The organism is Staphylococcus ureilyticus (genome assembly GCF_002902235.1).
Classification (GTDB): domain Bacteria; phylum Bacillota; class Bacilli; order Staphylococcales; family Staphylococcaceae; genus Staphylococcus; species Staphylococcus ureilyticus.
The window spans coordinates 21,956-43,174 of record NZ_PPRL01000082.1 but is presented as its reverse complement, the minus strand read 5'-3'; the positions used below and the strand labels follow the sequence as shown (position 1 = coordinate 43,174).

22 protein-coding genes and 1 pseudogene are annotated in these 21,219 nt (G+C 31.4%); 22 read left to right on the top strand and 1 reads right to left on the bottom strand.

From position 1 onward, the window contains the following. Positions 1-166: 166 nt before the first annotated feature. The 6 genes from CD150_RS08430 to recO all read left to right on the top strand — a co-directional run bounded on the left by CD150_RS08430 (position 167) and on the right by recO (position 4,098). Complete coding sequence (locus CD150_RS08430) at positions 167-1,114, top strand: PhoH family protein (protein ID WP_046208145.1); 948 nt, start codon at positions 167-169, stop codon at positions 1,112-1,114. After that, positions 1,115-1,576 (top strand): rRNA maturation RNase YbeY, encoded by a 462-nt coding sequence (gene ybeY, locus CD150_RS08425; RefSeq protein ID WP_103161490.1) that lies wholly within the window; start codon positions 1,115-1,117, stop codon positions 1,574-1,576. Between the two features lie 8 nt (positions 1,577-1,584). Further along, positions 1,585-1,923 (top strand): diacylglycerol kinase family protein, encoded by a 339-nt coding sequence (locus tag CD150_RS08420; protein WP_073341884.1) that lies wholly within the window; start codon positions 1,585-1,587, stop codon positions 1,921-1,923. A gap of 91 nt (positions 1,924-2,014) precedes the next feature. Next, positions 2,015-2,419, top strand: coding sequence for a cytidine deaminase (gene cdd / locus CD150_RS08415; protein ID WP_046208148.1), 405 nt, complete (start codon positions 2,015-2,017; stop codon positions 2,417-2,419). Continuing rightward, positions 2,419-3,318 (top strand): GTPase Era, encoded by a 900-nt coding sequence (gene era, locus CD150_RS08410; RefSeq protein WP_046208149.1) that lies wholly within the window; start codon positions 2,419-2,421, stop codon positions 3,316-3,318. The genes cdd and era overlap by 1 nt, the downstream gene beginning before the upstream one ends. A gap of 21 nt (positions 3,319-3,339) precedes the next feature. Then, positions 3,340-4,098 (top strand): DNA repair protein RecO, encoded by a 759-nt coding sequence (gene recO, locus CD150_RS08405; protein ID WP_046208150.1) that lies wholly within the window; start codon positions 3,340-3,342, stop codon positions 4,096-4,098. Between the two features lie 130 nt (positions 4,099-4,228). Here recO and CD150_RS08400 read toward each other — a convergent pair whose 3' ends face one another. Continuing rightward, complete coding sequence (locus CD150_RS08400; protein ID WP_040030033.1) at positions 4,229-5,620, bottom strand: glycine--tRNA ligase; 1,392 nt, start codon at positions 5,618-5,620, stop codon at positions 4,229-4,231. Positions 5,621-5,960: 340 nt separating this feature from the next. Here CD150_RS08400 and ccpN point away from each other — a divergent pair, with 340 nt between their 5' ends. The 16 genes and pseudogenes from ccpN to CD150_RS13750 form a co-directional block, all read left to right on the top strand. Next, positions 5,961-6,584 carry a transcriptional regulator CcpN gene (gene ccpN / locus CD150_RS08395; protein WP_073341889.1) on the top strand — a complete coding sequence of 208 codons (624 nt, stop codon included), beginning with the start codon at positions 5,961-5,963 and terminating at the stop codon, positions 6,582-6,584. 14 nt (positions 6,585-6,598) lie between these two features. Continuing rightward, a complete protein-coding gene (locus CD150_RS08390) occupies positions 6,599-7,420 on the top strand; it encodes a pyruvate, water dikinase regulatory protein (protein WP_046208151.1) in 822 nt (273 codons plus the stop codon). Between the two features lie 46 nt (positions 7,421-7,466). Next, entirely contained in the window at positions 7,467-9,251 is a 1,785-nt protein-coding gene (dnaG, locus tag CD150_RS08385; RefSeq protein ID WP_073341891.1) for a DNA primase, read from the top strand. Positions 9,252-9,389: 138 nt separating this feature from the next. Continuing rightward, positions 9,390-10,496 (top strand): RNA polymerase sigma factor RpoD, encoded by a 1,107-nt coding sequence (gene rpoD / locus CD150_RS08380; protein WP_073341894.1) that lies wholly within the window; start codon positions 9,390-9,392, stop codon positions 10,494-10,496. Between the two features lie 66 nt (positions 10,497-10,562). After that, positions 10,563-11,243, top strand: coding sequence for a tRNA (adenine(22)-N(1))-methyltransferase (locus CD150_RS08375; protein ID WP_073341897.1), 681 nt, complete (start codon positions 10,563-10,565; stop codon positions 11,241-11,243). Beyond that, the gene (locus tag CD150_RS08370) at positions 11,244-12,347 is read left to right on the top strand and encodes a Nif3-like dinuclear metal center hexameric protein (protein ID WP_073341900.1); all 1,104 of its coding nucleotides are present in this window, start codon (positions 11,244-11,246) and stop codon (positions 12,345-12,347) included. It begins immediately after the preceding gene. A 204-nt stretch (positions 12,348-12,551) separates the two neighbouring features. Next, positions 12,552-13,886 (top strand): DEAD/DEAH box helicase, encoded by a 1,335-nt coding sequence (locus CD150_RS08365; protein WP_073341903.1) that lies wholly within the window; start codon positions 12,552-12,554, stop codon positions 13,884-13,886. Between the two features lie 16 nt (positions 13,887-13,902). Then, positions 13,903-14,793: a deoxyribonuclease IV gene (locus CD150_RS08360; RefSeq protein WP_103161489.1), complete on the top strand. Its 891-nt coding sequence runs from the start codon at positions 13,903-13,905 to the stop codon at positions 14,791-14,793. A gap of 175 nt (positions 14,794-14,968) precedes the next feature. Further along, on the top strand, positions 14,969-15,742 hold the full coding sequence (locus CD150_RS08355; protein ID WP_073341909.1) for a metal ABC transporter ATP-binding protein: 774 nt from the start codon (positions 14,969-14,971) through the stop codon (positions 15,740-15,742). After that, complete coding sequence (locus CD150_RS08350) at positions 15,739-16,602, top strand: metal ABC transporter permease (RefSeq protein WP_073341912.1); 864 nt, start codon at positions 15,739-15,741, stop codon at positions 16,600-16,602. The genes CD150_RS08355 and CD150_RS08350 overlap by 4 nt, the downstream gene beginning before the upstream one ends. Then, complete coding sequence (locus CD150_RS08345; RefSeq protein WP_073341915.1) at positions 16,589-17,002, top strand: Fur family transcriptional regulator; 414 nt, start codon at positions 16,589-16,591, stop codon at positions 17,000-17,002. Before CD150_RS08350 ends, CD150_RS08345 begins: the two co-directional genes overlap by 14 nt. 278 nt (positions 17,003-17,280) lie before the next feature. Then, positions 17,281-17,880 (top strand): superoxide dismutase, encoded by a 600-nt coding sequence (locus CD150_RS08340; RefSeq protein ID WP_046208161.1) that lies wholly within the window; start codon positions 17,281-17,283, stop codon positions 17,878-17,880. 120 nt (positions 17,881-18,000) lie between these two features. Then, entirely contained in the window at positions 18,001-20,052 is a 2,052-nt protein-coding gene (locus CD150_RS08335) for a peptidoglycan D,D-transpeptidase FtsI family protein (RefSeq protein ID WP_073341918.1), read from the top strand. 129 nt (positions 20,053-20,181) lie between these two features. After that, a complete protein-coding gene (gene rpmG / locus CD150_RS08330; protein WP_019469354.1) occupies positions 20,182-20,331 on the top strand; it encodes a 50S ribosomal protein L33 in 150 nt (49 codons plus the stop codon). A 133-nt stretch (positions 20,332-20,464) separates the two neighbouring features. Beyond that, complete coding sequence (locus CD150_RS08325) at positions 20,465-21,007, top strand: 5-formyltetrahydrofolate cyclo-ligase (protein ID WP_073341921.1); 543 nt, start codon at positions 20,465-20,467, stop codon at positions 21,005-21,007. 11 nt (positions 21,008-21,018) lie between these two features. Beyond that, positions 21,019-21,219: pseudogene (locus tag CD150_RS13750) on the top strand (rhomboid family intramembrane serine protease); the annotation flags it as partial.

The window sequence follows — 21,219 nt, the reverse complement described above, 5'->3', positions numbered from 1 at the left end:
AGATTATTTCATGATATAATAATATTGAAGTTGCAGTATGATTTATTCAAATTATTATTTTTATAATAATGCTTATTTCATATCATGCATCATAATTATTTTTTGTAACTTAAAATCTAATAGGATAAAATAATAGAAACGAATATATTTGTAAAGGAGCAACTATATGCCTGGAATTATTCAAATAGATGACATCAATGAAGCGCAAGCACTCATTGGTAACAATGATGAAAATCTAAAATCAATAGAAGAGGGATTTGATGTCATAATACATGCTCGAGGACAAGAAATAGCCGTTAAAGGTGAAAAAGTTGAGCATGTAGAACAAGCAGAATCAGTACTAATTAATTTATTGAAAGTCATACAGCAAGGCGTTACAATATCGCTCAAAGATGTAGAAGCTGCTGTTAAAATGGCAAAAAATGGTACGATTCATTACTTATTAGATTTATATGAGGACGAAATTACTAAAGATGCGTTTGGTAAAACAATACGAGCTAAAACTATGGGACAAAGACTTTACGTAAATGCTATGTATCATAATGACTTGGTATTTGGTGTTGGACCAGCAGGTACTGGGAAAACATTTTTAGCTGTTGTTTATGCTGCCAAGCAATTACGAAAGGGTAATGTTAAACGTATCGTCTTGACTAGACCTGCAGTAGAAGCTGGGGAATCATTAGGATTCTTACCTGGTGATTTGAAGGAGAAAGTTGATCCTTATTTACGTCCATTATATGATGGTTTAAATACCGTTTTAGGAAGAGAACAAACTGCTAGATTTATCGAGCGTGGTGTTATAGAAATAGCACCGTTAGCATATATGCGAGGGAGAACGCTTGATGATGCATTTGTTATTTTAGATGAAGCACAAAACACTACACATGCTCAAATGAAAATGTTCTTAACAAGGTTAGGTTTTGGGTCGAAAATGGTTGTGACCGGTGATAAGACACAGATTGATTTACCTAAAGGTGTTAAAAGTGGTCTTAAAGAAGCAATAGCAAAGTTACACAATGTAAAAGGTTTAAGTATCCATCATTTAGACCAAAACGATGTTGTGCGTCATCCACTTGTAAGTAAAATAATTGATCGCTATGAGGGAGAAGAGTAAATGTTCACAATAGATTTTAATGATCATACTGAATTAGTCGATAAAAAATGGTTTAAGCAAATAGACGACCTTCTTACTTTTGCAAAAGAACAAGAAGGCATAGAAAATGATGCCGAATTATCTGTGACATTTGTAGATAAAGTGGAAATTCAACAAATTAATAAAATGTATCGAGATAAAGATAAAGCGACAGATGTAATATCCTTTGCATTAGAGGAAGATGAACCTGAAATCAGTGGGTTAGATATACCAAGAGTACTCGGCGATATTATCATATGCACTGAAGTTGCTCAATCACAAGCAGATGCATATGGACACTCTTTTGAAAGAGAACTTGGTTTTCTCGCGCTTCATGGCTTTTTACATTTATTGGGTTATGATCATATAGATGAAGCTGATGAAAAGATAATGTTTGGTCGACAAGATGAAATTTTAAATGCTTATGGATTGCCAAGAGATTAGAGATAGTTATGAAACGTTTTAAGTACGCTTTTCAAGGTTTACTGGTCCTCTTTAACAAAGATAAAAAGTTTTTAATCCATATTATTTTTGCATGTTTTGCAATTTTACTGAGTTTTTATTTAAAAATAAATATAGTTGAATGGTTTTTAATCATTATCGCTATAGGATTTGTGTTAACTTTTGAAGCCATGAATACAGCACTAGAATATGTAGTGGATTTGATTACAGATGAATATCATGAACTTGCAAAGAAAGCTAAAGACACTGCAGCTGCTAGTGTTATGCTTGCTTCGTTAATTGCGTTGGTAATAGGACTTATTGTTTTTTTACCATATTTTATAAAATAGAAAATACGATTTTTAATCTATCTATATATTAAGCAACATTTAGTTTGGAAAAATACTATAATAATTAAAAATTGAATAGGAGTGTTAAATTATGGCTTACCAACCCGATTATTTCAAGGAAGTAAGAACAGCACAAAGCAAAGCTTATGCGCCATACAGTAATTTTAAAGTAGGTGCGTATTTAATTACGAAAGATGGTAAAACTTATCACGGCGCAAATGTAGAAAATGCCGCTTATCCATTGGGTATATGTGCAGAAAGATCAAGTCTAGTTGCAGCTATTGCTGATGGATATCGACCTGGCGATTTTGAATCCATCACTGTAACCGTTGATGCAGAAACACCTTCTTCGCCATGCGGTTCTTGTAGACAGGTTTTAAAAGAACTTTGTGATGACGAAATGCCTGTATATATGACTAATCACAAAGGTGACATGATTCAATCTACAGTTAGTGATTTATTACCTCTAGGATTTTCTGGAAAGGATTTAAAATAATGACAGCACATAAATCAGGATTTGTAACAATAATTGGTAGACCTAATGTAGGTAAATCTACCTTTGTTAATCGCGTCATCGGACATAAAATTGCTATTATGTCTGATAAAGCACAAACGACAAGAAATAAAATTCAAGGTGTCATGACTCAAGAAGATGCACAAATTATTTTTTTAGATACACCGGGTATACACAAACCTAAACATAAATTAGGCGACTATATGATGCGTGTTGCAACAAATACACTATCTGAAATTGATGCCATTATGTTTATGGTTAATGTTAATGAAGATATTGGTCGAGGCGATGAATACATAATGGAAATGTTGAAATCAGTCAAGACACCAGTGTTTTTAGTGTTAAATAAAATTGACCTCGTTCATCCGGATGAGCTCATGCCAAGAATAGAAAAATATAAAAAATATATGAATTTCACCGAAATTGTCCCTATATCTGCTTTAGAAGGATTAAATGTTGAGCATTTTATCAATGTTATTAAATCATATTTACCTGAAGGGCCAAAATACTATCCGGATAATCAAATTTCTGATCACCCAGAACAGTTTGTAGTGAGCGAACTCATTCGTGAAAAAATATTACACCTAACGAATGAAGAAATTCCACATGCGATAGGCGTCAATGTTGATCGTATGATTAAAGAAGATGAAGAACGCGTGAGGATTGAAGCAACGATTTTTGTAGAACGTGATTCACAAAAAGGAATAGTGATTGGTAAAGGTGGTAAAAAACTTAAAGAAGTAGGGAAAAGAGCACGTCAAGATATTGAAGGCTTGTTGGGGTCTAAAGTGTACTTAGAACTATGGGTAAAAGTTCAAAAAGATTGGCGAAATAAAGTAAACTTTATTCGTCAAATGGGCTATTTAGAAGATCAAGATTAAGTTGAGAGTCGGTGAGCTAAAATGTTAATCAAACAAAAAGGTATCATTATTAAAACGGTTGATTATGGCGAATCCGATAAAATTATTACAATTTTAAATGAATACGGTGCAAAAATTCCACTTATGGTTCGCCGTGCCAAAAAGAGTAAGAGTGGTTTGCAAGCTAATACGCAATTATTTGTTTATGGTTTGTTTATTTATTCTAAATGGAAAGGCATGGGAACTTTAAGTTCAGTAGATGTCATCGATCAAAATTATCATCTTCGATTAGATATTTATGAGAGTAGTTATGCTAGTTTATGTACTGAAACGATAGATCGATCTATTGATAATGATGAACTGTCACAGTTTAGCTACGAATTATTACATTTTGTATTAGATAAAATTAAAAGTGGTGTATCCGCACAGTTGATGTCGGTAATTGTATTAATTAAATCAATGTCAAAGTTTGGGTTTAGCGCAATTTTCAATCATTGTGTGGTCACTGGTGATGATGACCAAGCTAAACTCATTGGTTATAGTTTTAAATTTGATGGTGCAATTTCAAATCATGCAAAATCTCAAGATCCAAATGCTTTACTACTATCCAATAAAACGCTTTACTTATTAGATGTGTTACAAAATTTACCTATAAGTAAAATGAACGCCTTGAGTATTCATCAAGATATTATTAATGAAATGTCGCAATTAATGATAATGTTATATAGTGAATATGCAGGTATGTATTTCAAAAGTCAAAAGCTTATTAATCAATTACAAAGATTAGATCATTCAAATTAATGAAATATAGTCAAAATTAATGAGAAATAAAATTTTATGAGTAAAAAAACGTCAATTTCTATAAATTATATAGAAATTGACGTTTTCATTTTGTACTACTATTTTCAAAGTATAACTTGAAAAAGTGAAATTAAAATTTCACTTTTTCAGTTAAGAAACTTTCTAATTCAGCAATCGGCATACGTACTTGTTCCATCGTATCTCTGTCACGTACAGTTACTTGTTGATCTTCTAGTGAATCAAAGTCAAATGTTATACAGTATGGTGTACCGATTTCATCTTGACGGCGGTAACGTTTACCAATTGATTGTGATTCATCAAAATCAATTGCAAAGTTAGCACTTAATTGTTCAAATATTTTAATTGCATCACCAGATAATTTTTTACTTAATGGTAAAACAGCAGCTTTATAAGGTGCTAATGCAGGGTGGAAGTGTAATACAGTTCTTGAATCCTTACTACCTTCAACACCTTCTTCAGCATATGCATCGCAAAGGAATGCTAATGTGACACGGTCTGCACCAAGTGATGGTTCAATACAATATGGAAGGTATTTTTCGCCAGTTTCTTGATCATGATATTGGAAATCTTCACCAGAATGTTCACTGTGTTGTTTTAAATCATAATCTGTTCTACTTGCAATACCCCATAATTCTCCCCAACCGAATGGGAAACGATATTCTATGTCAGTTGTTGCATTTGAGTAGTGGGATAATTCGTCTGCATCATGGTCACGTAAACGCGTAGCCGATTCACTTAAATTTAAGTCTTTTAACCATTGGCTAGCAAAAGTTTTCCAATAATTTTGCCATTCTATTTCTTCACCAGGTTTACAGAAAAATTCTAATTCCATCTGTTCAAATTCACGTGTTCTAAAGATGAAGTTACCAGGTGTAATTTCATTACGGAATGATTTACCGATTTGACCAATCCCGAATGGCAATTTTTTACGCATTGTACGTTGAACATTTTTGTAATTAACGAAAATACCTTGCGCAGTTTCAGGACGTAGGAAAATTTCATTTGTAGAATCTTCCGTCACACCTTGGAAAGTTTTGAACATTAAGTTAAATTGACGAATATCTGTCCAATTAGCAGTTCCACTTACAGGGCAAACAATACCTTCTTCATCAATAATACGTTTCATTTCATCGAAACTTAAACCATCGGCTACGAAATTTTCGTCTCCTTTTTCATTCGCCATGTAGTCTTCTATTATTTTATCTGCACGATAACGAATTTTACTATCTTTATTGTCTATCATTGGATCGTTAAAGTTTCCTAAATGACCAGATGCTTCCCAAGTTTTTGGATTCATTAAAATTGCTGCATCAATCCCTACATTATATGGAGATTGCGTGATAAATTTTTGCCACCATGCTTTTTTAATATTATTTTTTAATTCTACACCTAATGGACCATAGTCCCACGTATTTGATAAACCACCATAAATATCACTACCAGGGAATACAAATCCTCTGTGTTTTGCTAACTGAACAATTGTTTCCATATCTTTTGCCAAAAAAAACACTCCTTTTAACATAAAAACGCCCCAAGACAAAGAAAAAGCAAAAACTTAATCATTGCCTTGGGACGAGTTAATTATTTTTAATCACATATAATTATGTGTTTTTAATAAATTATTATTAACCCGCGGTTCCACCCAATTTAGTGTGTACACTCGCCTTTGAAACTTCTTTTTAAATTTTTAGCCAATTGTTATGTTAAGCTTTCACCACCCTTAACTCGCTTTAAATATAATTTTAATGTATTGGTTGATTATTAGCAAGTAAATATATGTATTTGTAGCAATTTATAATTCAATGTATAATTAAATGTAATGAGTAAAGGGGTGAAGTCTTATAGAACTGAATAAAAGACAACAACAAATTGTTGATATTGTCAAAAATAATGGACCTATTACTGGTGAACATATAGCAGAACATCTTAGTCTTACAAGAGCGACCTTGAGACCAGATTTAGCAATACTTACAATGTCTGGTATTTTAGAAGCACGCCCACGCGTAGGCTACTACTATTCTGGAAAACCCAAAAATAAATTAATTGCTGATCAATTAAAACAATATATTGTTAAAGATTATGCGTCACACCCTGTAGTAGTGAAAAGTGAAATGTCAGTTTACGATGCAATTTGTACTATATTTCTAGAGGATGTTAGTACGTTATTTGTTATAAATAATGAAGGAGATTTTATAGGCGTTTGTTCTCGGAAGGATTTATTACGTGCTTCGATGATAGGTAAGGATATACATACTATGCCTGTTAATATTATAATGACTCGTATGCCTAATTTAAGCTTTGTATTGGAAGACGAACGTGTCATATTTGCTGCAAACCTAATGATTGAAAAGGAAATTGATTCTTTACCAATTGTGAATAAAAAAGAAAATGGAAAATATGAAGTGAAGGGCCGTATTTCTAAAACATCAATTACTAAAATTTTTGTCTCTTTACTAAATGAATAGGTGGTATGTATTAAATGGAAAATATTAAAATTATTGTTGCTTCTGACTCAGTAGGTGAAACAGCTGAACTTGTGGCAAGAGCTTGTATTTCACAATTCAACCCAAATCAATGTGAAAGTGAAATTAGTAGATATCCGTATATAGAAGCTTTAGAAAACGTAGATGAGGTAATCTCAGTTGCTAAAGATACTGAAGCGATAGTTGTTTATACATTAGTTAAACCAGAAATAAGAAAGTATATGGAAGCAAAAATAAAAGAATTTCAAATTAAATCTGTAGATATTATGGGCCCATTGATGAATATATTATTAGATAAAATAGATGAGCAACCATATTTTGAACCCGGACTCGTGCACCAATTAGATGAAGCATATTTTAAAAAAATTGACGCTATAGAATTTGCAGTAAAATACGATGACGGTAAAGACCCAAAAGGTCTAGATAAAGCTGATATCGTTCTATTGGGCATATCTAGAACTTCAAAAACGCCTCTTTCACAGTATCTTGCACATAAAAGTTATAAGGTGATGAATATTCCTATTGTGCCAGAAGTCACACCTCCAGATAATTTATTTAATGTTGATACTTCAAAATGTATTGCCTTAAAGATAAGTGAGGATAAATTAAATCGCATCAGAAAAGAAAGATTAAAGCAATTAGGCTTAGGTGATAGTGCAAGATATGCTACCGAGCAACGTATTGAAGAAGAATTAAATTATTTCAATGAATTAGTTGAAAAAATTGGATGTCCTGTTATAGACGTAACTGATAAAGCGATTGAAGAAACTGCAAATGATATCATAAGTATCATTGAGCAAAACAGTTTCTTAAAATAAGAATTTCTATTATAATATTATAACTACTGTCTAATAGGTGATAATTTTGCGAATTGAACAAGCAACCATTAATGAAATAAAAGAGAAAACAGATATTCTCGATTTAGTAAGTGAATACGTTAAATTAGAAAAAAGAGGGCGCAATTACATTGGGTTGTGTCCTTTTCATGATGAAAAAACACCGTCGTTTACAGTTTCTGAAGATAAACAAATTTGCCATTGCTTTGGTTGTAAAAAAGGAGGAAACGTCTTTCAATTCACTCAAGAAATTAAAGACGTTTCTTTTACTGAAGCTGTAAAGTTATTAGGTGAACGTGTAAATGTTGAAGTGGAAACACCGCAAGCAACATCAGAACAGCATACTAATCATCAAATTGCTTCTGAAGATTTGCAAATGATTGAAATGCATGAATTAATGCAAGATTACTATCATTATGCATTAAAAAAAACCGTTGAAGGAGAAAAAGCGTTAAACTATTTAAAAGAACGTGGGTTTACAGATGAACTCATAGATCGTCGGAAAATAGGTTATTCACCTAAAAATGCACATTTTTGCCATGACTTTTTACAGAAAAAAGGTTATGATATTCAATTAGCATATGAAGCGGGTTTATTGTCTAGGAATGAAGAGAATTTCAGCTATTATGATCGGTTCAGGGATCGAATTATGTTTCCATTATCAAATGCACAAGGTCGAACAGTTGGTTATTCAGGAAGAACATATACAAATCAAGAGCCTAAATATCTCAATAGTCCTGAAACACCGATATTTCAAAAAAGAAGATTGTTATACAACGTTGATCAAGCTAGAAAAGCAATTCGTAAAAATGATGAAATTATACTACTTGAAGGTTTTATGGATGTGATAAAAGCTGATTACGCAGGATTGCATCAAGTTGTAGCAAGTATGGGAACTCAGATTTCACAAGAACATATCGCATTTATGAAAAAACTCACTTCAAATGTGACATTAATGTTTGATGGAGATTTTGCGGGTAGTGAGGCCACTTTAAAATCTGGTCAAATATTATTGCAACAAGGATTTAATGTATTTGTAGTTCAACTACCAAAAAACATGGACCCGGATGAGTATATTGGAAAACACGGTGCAGATGCGTTTAATTATTTTGTGGAACATGAAAAAAAAGCATTTATTCTTTATAAAGTCCATATGCATCAAGAAGAAATAGAAAATAATGATTTAGCATATGAAAGGTATTTAAAAGAAATCACAAATGATATTTCATTAATGAAGTCATCGATTTTACGCAAAAAGATATTGCAAGACGTGTCAGAATTGTTTAAAGTAAGCATGGATAGTTTAAATAATGAAGTAGGACTACGTGAAGATTATTATCAACCACAGTCATATCAAATGCCTAGTGTGCCACAATTCACTCATTTAAATAAGCAAGAAAAAGCAGAACGTGCTTTATTAAAACATTTTATGAATGATAAGGATATTTTTTTAAATTATCATAAATTACTTCAAACAGAAGACTTTACAAATCAGTATTTTAAGCGTATATTTAATGTTTTACATGAGTTTTATTCTGAGAATGATACGTTTAATATTAGTGATGTTTTACAATATATCGATACAAATGACATTAAAGAAGCATTTATATCATTGGATAACTATTTGATAAATGAAGAACCATATGAACATGAAATCGATGATTATTTAGACACACTTTTAACAAATAGAAATGAAGAAACGATTGAATCGCTTAATCAAAAGTTACGGGAGGCTTCTAGATTAGGTGATTTAGAGTTGCAGAAATATTACCTAGAAAAAATTGTAAACTTCAATAAAAATAGAATGAATTAAATTAAAAATGAATATATCTGTAGATTATTGGGTTTAACAACTTGAATAAACCGTATGATTTATGGGTAGATAGTATTAAGATTATCTATCAAATGATATCATGGTTTCAAGTTGATATTATATTCGGGAGGCCTTTTCATGTCTGGAAATAAAGTTATACTTAAAAAGCAAACAATAGACCCATCTCTAACTTTAGAAGATGTAAAAAAACACTTAATTGAAAAAGGTAAAAAAGAAGGGCATCTTAGTCATGAAGAAATTGCAGAGAAATTGCAAAACTTCGAGATGGATTCTGATCAAATGGACGAACTATTTGATCAATTAACAGATAACGATATCAGTTTGGTAAACGAAAAAGATAGTTCTGACAAAGATGCAAAATTAAATCCTAATGATTTAAGTGCTCCTCCAGGTGTTAAAATTAATGACCCTGTTCGTATGTATCTTAAAGAAATCGGACGTGTCGATTTATTAAATGCGCAAGAAGAAATAGAATTGGCGAAAAGAATTGAACAAGGTGACGAAGTTGCTAAGTCAAGATTAGCTGAAGCAAACTTGCGTTTAGTAGTCAGTATAGCCAAAAGATATGTTGGTCGTGGCATGCTTTTCTTAGATTTAATTCAAGAAGGTAATATGGGCTTAATAAAAGCAGTTGAAAAGTTCGATTTTAATAAAGGATTTAAATTTTCAACATATGCGACATGGTGGATACGTCAAGCAATAACACGTGCTATTGCAGACCAAGCTCGTACAATACGTATTCCAGTGCATATGGTAGAAACAATTAATAAATTAATCCGTGTACAAAGACAATTATTACAAGATTTAGGTCGTGATCCAGCACCAGAAGAAATTGGTGAGGAAATGGATTTACCACCAGAAAAAGTAAGAGAAATATTAAAAATAGCTCAAGAGCCAGTTTCATTAGAAACACCAATTGGTGAAGAAGATGACAGTCACTTAGGTGATTTTATTGAAGACCAAGAAGCCCAAAGTCCATCTGATCATGCAGCTTATGAATTATTAAAAGAACAACTGGAAGATGTCTTAGATACATTAACAGATAGAGAAGAAAATGTACTGCGCTTACGTTTTGGACTTGATGATGGAAGAACACGTACACTAGAAGAAGTAGGCAAAGTCTTCGGCGTTACGAGAGAACGTATTCGTCAAATTGAAGCTAAAGCATTGAGAAAATTAAGACATCCGAGTAGAAGTAAACGTCTTAAAGACTTTATGGACTAATTTTTCAGCTCTTTTGTACCTAGTCGTACAAAAGAGCTTTTTACATTTACATAGAGGAGCGCTTTTATGGTTATATTAAATCAAAGATTAAAAAAAGTAAGTACATATATAATAGGTGATTGTTTAGCGGATATTGGTTCAGACCATGCATACCTTCCGATTTATGCGATTGAAAACAATTTAGTCAAAAATGCAATTGCTGGAGAAGTTATCAAAGGACCGTTTGAAGCTTCGAAAAAAAATGTTGTGGAACATGAGTTAAGTAATCATGTCGATGTTAGACTAGGTGATGGATTGTCGATATTACAGTCAAATGATCAAGTTAATTCCATCACTATATGTGGTATGGGTGGACCGTTAATAGCTAAAATACTTGAAGAAGGTAAAGAGAAATTAACTGCCCATCCGAGACTTATTTTACAAAGTAATATACAATCTAGTGCGATTAGAAATTTGTTAGATTCCATGCATTACAAGATTATTGAAGAAGTTATTTTAGAAGAAAAAGGGCATATATATGAAATAATAGTGGCAGATTATTTTGAACAACAAACACAAACACTTACTAAATCAGAAATAAAGTTTGGACCGATTTTATTAAAAAAGAAACATGAATTATTTTTTAAAAAATGGGAAAGAGAACGACAGGCATTACAAAAAATCAAAGATCAATTGAACACTGAAAAACATCGTGAACGGTTAAATGAAATCAACAACGAAATCAATTTAATTAATGAGGTGTTGTAAATGAAAATTAAAACGTTACTCCAAGTAATAAATCAGCATGTACCATTTGAAACTGCAGAGTCATGGGATAATGTCGGCTTGTTAATCGGAGACGAATCTGCTGAAATTTCAGGTGTTTTAACCGCGCTAGATTGTACCAATGAAATTGTTGATGAAGCAATAAACCAAGGTTTCAATACAATTATTTGTCATCATCCACTCATATTTAAAGGTGTTAATAATATCATTCAACAAGAAGGCTATGGTGCTATCTTACGAAAATTAATTAAAAATGATATTAATTTAATTGCTTTACATACAAATTTGGATGTTTATCCAAAAGGTGTTAATGCAATGTTAGCAGAAAAGCTTCAATTGAAGAACCAACATATTTTAAATCCAGAAACTTTAAAATACTATAAGGTACAAGTGTTTATACCTGAAGAGAATCTTAAAACATTTAAAGATGCATTGAGTGATGCAGGATTAGCTGAAGAAGGAAATTATAAATATTGTTTCTTTGAAAGTTCAGGGAATGGACAATTCAAGCCTACTGGTAGTGCCAACCCACATATTGGCTCAATAGATAAAATTGAAGAAGTAAAAGAATTTAAATTAGAATTTATGATTGAAACATATCAAAAAGATTTAGCAGAAGAATTAATTAAAAATAATCATCCATACGAAACACCAGTTTTTGATTTTATAAAAATGGAAAAAGAAGCGAATTATGGTTTAGGTATAATTGGTGATTTAGAATCCGAGATGGATATATCTACATTTGTGAAGCATGTCAAAGCGAATTTGGCAATGCCAAGTGTGAGATATGTTGGTAATTTAGATCAAATTATTAAGAAGGTTGCGATTATTGGTGGTTCCGGTATTGGATTTGAGACTCAAGCCGCTCAACAAGGTGCAGATATCTTTATCACTGGTGATATTAAACATCATGAAGCATTAGATGCAAAAACTGCTGGTATTAACTTATTAGATATTAACCATTATAGTGAATATGTAATGAAAGATGGTTTGTGTAATTTATTAATAGATTGGTTTAACCCAGATGATATTACTTTTGAAATTAAGGCATCTAACCTCAACACAGATCCATTTAATTATTTATAATTGCCATGCATGTTACTATCAAGAAATAAAATTTATTTTAGTCAACTGCTAGTAATCTTTTTCTAGGCTGTGCATCCTTATGTTCCAGCTACACTTACATTTAAATTATATTTGATGACTGCCAATTTAGTATAAAATAATTAGTTCAAAATCGTTTGCGAATGCTTTATAATAGAAAAGATGAAGATTTAAGGAGGCCAAATCATGGCAAATCACCCATTCGATAAGTTTAATTTAGACCCAAGTTTAATCGACGCGGTACGAAATTTGAACTTTAATCAACCTACAGAAATACAAAATAGAGTTATTCCAAAAATATTAAAACAAGTAAACATAATTGGACAATCTCAGACAGGCACTGGAAAATCCCATGCCTTTTTATTACCACTGATACATTTAATAAATGTCGATATTAAAGAACCACAGGCAATCATCGTCGCTCCAACAAGGGAATTAGCGCAACAGCTATTTGATGTCGCTAGTCATTTAGCTGATTACAAAGGTGATTTATCTGTTAAACTTTTTATTGGTGGCACAGATATAGAAAAAGATAGACAACGCGCTAAGAATCAACCACAACTTATTATAGGAACACCAACTCGGATAAACGATTTAGCTAAACATGGAGATTTGCATGTGCATTTGGCTTCTTATTTAGTTGTGGACGAAGCTGATTTAATGATTGATTTAGGATTAATAGAAGAGGTAGACTACATTGCTACACGTTTAGATGAAGACTCCCATATAGCTGTGTTTAGCGCTACTATTCCTAAATCATTACATCCATTTTTAAATAAATATTTAGAAAATCCTGAATACGTCGAAATTGAAAATGTTCAAAAAAATAAAAAAAATATTGAATTCTATTTAATTCCGACAAAGGGTGAGGCAAAGATAGAAAAAACAATAAAACTCATTGATATTTTAAATCCATATCTATGTATTATATTTTGTAATAGTCGTGATAATGCAAACGAACTTGCAGACCAGTTAAATGCAGCAGGTTTAAAATTAGGTATGATACATGGTGGTTTAACGCCAAGAGAGCGTAAACAACAAATGAAGCGTATTCGCAACTTAGAATTTCAATATGTTATTGCAAGTGACTTAGCATCGCGTGGAATAGATATTGAAGGCGTAAGCCACGTGATTAACTTTGATGTACCAAATGATATCGATTTCTTCACGCATCGTGTTGGCCGTACAGGTAGAGGGCAATACAAGGGCGTGGCGATTACCTTATATAGCCCTGAAGAAGAAGAAAACATAGCGTTAATAGAACAACGAGGTTATCAATTTGAAAATGTTGATATAAAAAATGATGAGTTATCACCAATTAAAGCACACAATACACGTCAATCACGTAAGAATAAAGATGATCATTTAACAAATGAATTAAAAAATAAAGTGAAGAGAAATAAGAAAAAAGTAAAACCTGGCTATAAGAAAAAATTCCAACGTGATCTTGAACATTTAAAACGTCAAGAGCGTAAAAAATACAGTAAGAAACAAAATCGTCAAGCCAGAAAAAATAAATAAAGGATTGGTGACTACTATGTTATTAGGATCTCATGTATCTATGAATGGTAAAAAAATGTTGGCAGGTTCAGCTGAAGAAGCACATAAATTCGGTGAATCTACTTTTATGATTTATACAGGTGCACCACAAAATACAAGAAGAAAGCCAATAGAAGAGCTAAATATTGATCAGGGACAAGAATTAATGCAAACGTACGGTCTTTCAAATATTGTAGTACATGCACCTTATATAATAAATATTGCAAATACTGTCAAACCACATGTGTTTAACCTAGGCGTAGAATTTTTACAAAGTGAAATTGAAAGAACGCAAGCCATTGGTGCCAAAGACATAGTATTGCACCCTGGCTCACATGTAGGAGAAGGTGCTGACGTTGGTATTAATAAAATCATAGAAGGTCTAAATGAAGTGCTGACGAATGACAATAATGTACGCATTGCACTTGAAACAATGGCTGGCAAAGGTTCAGAAATTGGGAGAAATTTTGAAGAAATCGCTCGAATTATAGATGGTGTCAAACATAATGAACGTTTATCTGTGTGTTTCGATACATGTCATACTCATGATGCAGGCTATAATGTAAAAGAAGATTTTGATGGTGTGTTGAATGAATTTGATAAGATAATAGGCATAGATAGAATACAAGTTGTTCATGTAAATGATAGTAAAAATGATATTGGTGCTCATAAAGATAGACACGAAAATATAGGTTTTGGTTATATCGGATTTGATGCCTTAAATTATATCGTTCATCATGATACGTTTAAAAATATTCCCAAAATACTTGAAACACCCTATGTTGGTGAAGATAAAAAGAATAAAAAACCACCTTATAAATTTGAAATTGAAATGCTTAAACAACAACAATTTGATCCAAGTTTAAAGGATAAAATTTTAATGCAATAATATTAAAAAAATGAATTATAATCAAAAATGTGAAAAAATAGATAAATGTATTTAAAGGATGACATAGTGAACTCAATTCAAAATGAGTCTCTATATCATCCTTTTTTGTTAATTCGTAAACATTACTATTTACATAATTGTTTGCAAGTTGTATAGTATAGAACGAGGTGAAAAGATGACTACTCCAGTGTTCGAATTAAAAAACATCGATTATTATTTTGAAAACAAAAAAGTATTAGAAAATATTAATATTAAAATTAATAAAGGACAATTTTTGGCTATAGTTGGACCTAATGGTGCCGGTAAATCAACTTTGCTAAAAATTATTTTAGGATTGTTACCGTTGCAAAAAGGTGAAATACTTGTAGATGGTAATGTATATAATGGAAAACAATCTTTATACAAGATTAGTTATGTTTCACAAAAAGCTCAAGCTTTTAAAGCAGGTTTTCCTGCAAGTGTTAAAGAAGTCGTTATGAGTGGACTAACGAAACGTAAAAAGTTATTTCAGTGGTTTAATAAAAATGATGAAAATAAAGTGGAAGCCGTATTAAATCGATTGAATATAGGCCATTTAATTAATAAAAATATTGCAGAATTATCAGGTGGACAACAACAACGTGTATTAATTGCACGAGCATTGATAAGTAACCCTTCAGTCCTTATATTAGATGAACCAACTAACGGTATAGATGCAAAACACGTCAGTGAATTCTATGAAACACTAGAAACTTTAAAAAATGAAGGCGTAACTATCATTTTGGTTACGCATGATATAGGTGTCGTGGCTGATACTGCTACAGAAGTAGCATGTTTAAACAAGCATCTGCATTTTCATGGCACGACAGAGGATTTTAAATCGTTAGATGAGGTAGAAATATCTAAAATATACGGTCATCCTATACAATTTGTAGATCACCAACATAATAGGGAGTGTTGTTCATCATGATTGAGGCATTATTAAATTTTGATTTTATGAGATACTCTCTATTAAGTGGTATTTTGATTGGTTTTATTGCCCCATTAATTGGTGCATTTATTGTTGTACGAAGGCTATCATTAATTGCAGATGCTTTAAGTCACGTTACACTTGGTGGTATCTCATTCGGGATGTTTTTTGTGACTATTGCACCCGCACTAACTTTTATTAATCCAATGTGGTTTGGGATATTGTTTGCAATCATTGGTGCGTTATTGATTGAAAAACTTAGAACATCGTATAGTAATTATCAAGAAATTGCGATCCCTATTATAATGAGTGCAGGCATAGCATTAAGTGCCATTTTTATTTCGCTTGCAGATGGTTTTAATCAAGAAATTGTTGGATTATTATTTGGATCAATCAGTGCTGTAACTATCAGCGATTTATCAACTATTATCGCAATCGTTATTATTGTATTAGCATTTATATTGTTATTTTACAAGGAATTATTCATTCTTTCATTCGATGAAGAATATAGTAAAGTTATAGGTATTCCGAAATGGATACAATTTTTATTTATTATTATCGTCGCAATGGTCATATCTGCATCTATGAGAGTCGTAGGTATTTTATTAGTAAGTGCATTAATTACATTACCGATAGCTATAGCAATGCGTATGACAAAAGGATTCAAACAACTTATTATATTAAGCGTGTTAATTGGTGAATTTTCAGTTATAGCAGGGCTAGTATTAGCATTTTATATGAATATTTCTCCTGGAGGCGTAATTGTCGTATTACTTGTACTTTTATTAGCAATGATGATGTCATATCAAAAGTTTAAATTAAAAACTGTGAAAGGGGCTATTAATAATGAAAATAGATGAAGCAATTAATATTCTAAAAGCAGAAGGACACAAGTATACAAATAAAAGAAAAGATATGATAAATGTTTTTATAGAAGAAGATAAATACATTAACGCAAAATATATACAGCAAAAATTAGACAAAGATTATCCAGGTATCTCATTTGATACAATATATCGAAATTTACATTTATTTAAAGATTTAGGTATCGTTGAGGGTACTGAACTCGACGGTGAAATGAAGTTTAGAATAGCATGTACAGACCACCACCATCATCACTTTATTTGTGAATCATGTGGTGATACAAAAATAATTGATTTCTGTCCAATTGAACAGATAAAGACTTTCTTACCAAAAGTCGATATTCACACACACAAATTAGAAGTATATGGCATATGTGAAGCTTGTCAGCATGCTTAAAATTTTTAGAGTGTATCTAATGTAAAATAGCACCTATCGACGTTTATTACTAAAAAGTTTCCTTCTAAATATAGGTCATTAGTCTGAATTTTATTGAATTTTTAAAATACTTTGTCCTTTATGTTTAAAATCCACTATTTTGAGATATAATAGTAAAGGAACTAAAGATAACAAATATAATTTTATGACTTTTGAATAAGTTTGTAAGCATATTCATTGTTGTAATCATTTTTAGTTGTTATGCTTTATTTACAGATTAATTAGGAGGATGATTATTTATGGCTTTTGAATTACCAAATTTACCTTATGGTTCTGACGCATTAGAACCACATATTGATCAACAAACAATGGAAATCCACCATGACAAACATCATAACACTTATGTTACTAAATTAAATGCAGCAATTGAAGGTACTGATTTAGAATCTAAATCAATTGAAGAAATTGTAGCAAATTTAGACAGTGTACCAGAAAATATTCAAACAGCTGTTAGAAATAATGGTGGTGGACACTTAAACCATTCATTATTCTGGGAATTATTAACTCCAAACTCTGAAGAAAAAGGAACTGTAGTTGATAAAATTAAGGAACAATGGGGTTCTTTAGATGCATTTAAAGAAGAATTTGCAGATAAAGCTGCAGCTCGTTTTGGTTCAGGTTGGGCTTGGCTAGTTGTTAATAATGGCAATTTAGAAATTGTTACAACTCCAAACCAAGATAACCCATTAACTGAAGGTAAAACACCTATCTTAGGCTTAGACGTTTGGGAACATGCTTATTATCTTAAATACCAAAACAAACGTCCAGAATATATTAGTGCTTTCTGGAACGTTGTAAATTGGGAAAAAGTTGATGAATTATATAACGCTGCTAAATAATTAAGCTTCTATTTTTGACGGCCTTACACAGGTCGTCATTTTTTTATTTAAAATAATAGAAATCTGCATCAATTTCATATATCATTTAAAGTGATCACTTTTGAATAGAGGTATGTTGTTTTGCTAAAAAGATTAAAGGAAAAATCAAACGATGAGAAAATAAGAAATACGATGAATAAAAGAATAAGCTTTGTGTTTGGTCTAATTGTATTTATTTTTGCAATAATTGTCTTACGATTAGGTTATTTGCAAATTGCACAAGGCTCTCATTATAAACAATTAATTAAAAATAGTGAGAATTTAACTGTTAATGAAGCTGTTCCGAGAGGAAGAATTCTCGATAGAAATGGTAAAGTTCTAGTAGATAATGCATCAAAAAAAGCTATCACTTTTTCTCGGGGAAGAAAAACTTCTCAATCAGAGGTTTTAAAAATAGCTACTGATTTATCGAAACTTATAAAAATGGATACCGATAAAATCACAGATCGAGATAAACAAGATTTTTGGATTTTAAAACACCCTAATCAAGCTGACAAATTAATGAAAAAAGAACAAGCGTTGTTAGATGATGGGAGTATTTCACAAGAACAATATGATGAAACGTTACATAAAAAAATTGGAAAGCAACAATTTGATTCATTTTCAGACAAAGATTTACAAGTATTAGCGATATTTAGAGAGATGATGTCAGGTTCTGCATTAGATCCTCAAATGATTAAAAATGAAGATGTTACTGATGAAGAATATGCTGCAGTGTCACAAAAACTTTCTGATTTACCAGGGGTTAATACAACAATGGACTGGGATCGAAAGTATCCATATGATGATACATTACGTGGTATTTTTGGTGATGTCTCTACGACACAAGAAGGTATTCCAAAAGAATTAACAGAACAATATTTGTCTAAAGGTTATTCAAGAAATGATCGTGTAGGAAAATCTTATTTGGAATATCAGTATGATGATATTCTCAAAGGTAAAAAGAAAGAAATGAAATATACAACAGATAAATCAGGAGAAGTTATTGATTCACAAGTGATTCATAAGGGGTCACGCGGAGATGATCTTGTTTTAAGTATTGATATTGATTTGCAAAAGAAAACTGAAGAATATTTAGAAAAACAAATAAGCAAATTACGTAGTGAAGGTGCTAAAGATATGGACAATGCTTTAGTGGTTGTTCAAAATCCGAATAATGGCGATATTTTAGCAATGGCTGGTAAACAAATTGATAAAAATGGTGATTTAACCGATTATGATATCGGAACTTTTACATCACAATACGCTGTTGGATCGTCTGTTAAAGGCGGAACATTACTTGCTGGTTATCAAAATAATGCTATTAATGTGGGCGAAAAAATGGTTGATGAACCATTGAAATTTTCTGGTGGTCTTTCTAAACGTTCATACTTTAACCAAGATGGTAAAGTAACTATAGATGATAAAGAAGCTTTAATGCATTCATCAAACGTATATATGTTTAAAACAGCATTAAAAATAGCAGGTTCACCATACGCGCCAAACATGTCACTACCTACTGATATCTCAGAAGCAGGTCAAAAATTACGAAAAGGACTAAATCAAGTTGGTTTAGGTGTTAAAACAGGTATCGATTTACCAAATGAGACTGGCGGACAAATAGAACCGCTAACAGATAATCCAGGTAATTATTTAGATTTGGCAATTGGACAATATGACACTTATTCACCGTTACAATTATCCCAATATGCTTCTACGATTGCGAACAGTGGTTATAGAATTCAACCACATATTGGTTTAGAAATCAGAAAAGCAACAAATAAAGATTCATTAGGCCCTGTGAAACAAAAAGTAAAGGGCGACGTATTAAATAAAGTTAACAATACATCAGATCAAGTTAAGCAAGTGCAAGAAGGTTTCAAAATGGCATATAATGAAAAAGAAGGTACAGGTTATCAAAGTTTCAATAATACTGTTGTGCCTTCAGCTGGTAAAACTGGTACAGCAGAAGTATTCCAGGACGGCAAACCAAAAGTAAATTCAACTTACGTAGGTTATGCACCAAGTGATAATCCGAAATTAGCATTTTCAATTGTATATACAAATCAACCTGTACCAGAACCTTGGCTTAATGGTGGTGACTTAGGTAGAGATATCATTAACTATTATTTTAAGGAAAAAGATAAAAAATAAAATTCATATAACTCATTTTTAAGTTAAAAACCTATGGGTATGGTATATATGAAAAATAATACTTTTCAATTTTATAACTAAATGGTATGATAAATAAGTCGTATTTTGAAAAGGTAAGGAGGAATTAGCATGCGCGTAAACGTAACACTAGCTTGCACAGAATGTGGGGAAAGAAACTACATCACAACAAAAAATAAACGTACTAATCCTGAACGTATCGAAATGAAAAAACACTGTGCTCGTGATAACAAACATACATTGCACCGTGAAACAAAATAATTAAATTTTTAACCAGATTCTAATTTTAGAATCTGGTTATTTTTTTATTAAAAATATTGAAATGACAGTTTGATGACATAATATATTATTATCGTTATAATAAAAGAGGATATAAAATGGGAAGGTGTCATATATGAGTAAACATAAGTTAAGAAAAGAAACCATAAATAAAATGAAACAATTTTCGGATCAAGATCAAAAATTATCTGCTGATCAATACTTAACACAACAATTAATGAATACATCTGAATATAAATCGGCATATCGTATTGGAGTTGTCCTCTCAATGCAACATGAAGTAGATACTTATCCCATCATTTCGAAAATATTAAATGATGATAAAAAAGTATTTGTACCAGAAACTAATTATAAAAACAAAACAATGTCATTTAAGGAGTTAGATAATTTATCAAATATTGCACCTGACGATAAAGGAATTAATTATGTTACAAGTGACACAGAAATAACAAATGATTTAGACCTATTAATCGTGCCTGGTGTAGTATTTAATAATAAAGGTTATAGAATCGGCTATGGTGGCGGCTATTTTGATAAATTTTTATCACAACATCAGCAGCCAACAATAAGTTTAATTTATGACTTTCAAATAAATAATTTTGAAATAGAAGCACATGATCAACCAGTGCAAAAACTAATTATAGCGACTACAAATTAATGGAGGGAAAAATGATTACAGAAAAGCATTTTTGGAAGTCAATTTATACTTGGATAAAATATTTAAATTATCAAGTTGTGCATCGTAATCAAGATGATACTGAAGTTTGGCTTGCAAATAAAAGAAAGCAATCCGTTGCAATATTTAAATTTGGTGCTAATTCTACACAAGAAGTAAGATTTGATAAAAGTAGAATCCAAGACCATGAAGAA